Consider the following 865-nt stretch of genomic DNA (forward strand, 5'->3'; position numbering starts at 1 on the left):
GAGTTGGCCGTCGAGGTTGGAGATGATCGGGATGACCGGTTGGGTGTAGGTGAGTTCGGTGGCGATGCGGGCGAATTCGGCCAGCATGGGTTCCATCGAGGCGGAGTGGAACGCGTGGGAGACCCGCAGCCGGTTGACCTGGTATCCGGCCTGCCGTAGTTGTTGCTCGGTGGTGTCGATCGCGTGCTGGGGGCCGGCGAGGACGATCGATTCGGGTCCGTTGACCGCGGCGATCTCGACGACACCGTCCTCGATGCTGTCACCGAGCAGGGTGGTGATCTGGGTTTCGGAGGCTCGCATGGCGAGCATGGCTCCGCCGGTGGGGAGTTGCTGCATCAGCCGGGCGCGGGCGGCGACCAGTACCGTCGCGTCCTCGAGGCTCAGTACACCGGCCACGGTCGCGGCGGCCAGTTCACCGATGGAGTGTCCGGCCACGAAATCCGGTCGGACACCGAAGGATTCCAGCAACCGGAACAGCGCGATACCGACGGCGAACAGTCCTGTCTGGGTGTAGAGGGTCGCTTGCAGTGCCTGCTCGTCGACACCCCACACCACATCCCGCAGCGAGCATTCCAGCTGCTGTTCCAGCAGTGCGGTGGTCTCGTCGAAGCTGGCCGCGAACACCGGGAACGCCTCGTACAAACCAGATCCCATACCCAGCAGCTGCGCGCCCTGACCGGGGAACACGAACACCGTCTTGCCGCGGTCACGCGAAACACCAGCCGCCACAGCGGGATCACCGTCGATCAACCCCTGCAGTCGGGTCATCAACTCCTCACGGTCGGCACCGACCAGCACCGCCCGATGCTCCAACCGTGCCCGGGTATTGATCAAAGACCACCCCACGTCCACCGCATCCAGCCCC

The 865-nt window shown here is 65.4% G+C and carries 1 protein-coding gene; it reads right to left on the bottom strand.

All coding sequences use genetic code 11. From position 1 onward, the window contains the following. On the bottom strand, nucleotides 1-846 hold an 846-nt coding region (locus tag ON44_RS33650; protein WP_157187390.1), incomplete at its 3' end, for an acyltransferase domain-containing protein. Nucleotides 847-865: the final 19 nt, after the last annotated feature.

Source organism: Nocardia vinacea NBRC 16497 (assembly GCF_000308835.1).
Lineage (GTDB): Bacteria > Actinomycetota > Actinomycetes > Mycobacteriales > Mycobacteriaceae > Nocardia > Nocardia vinacea.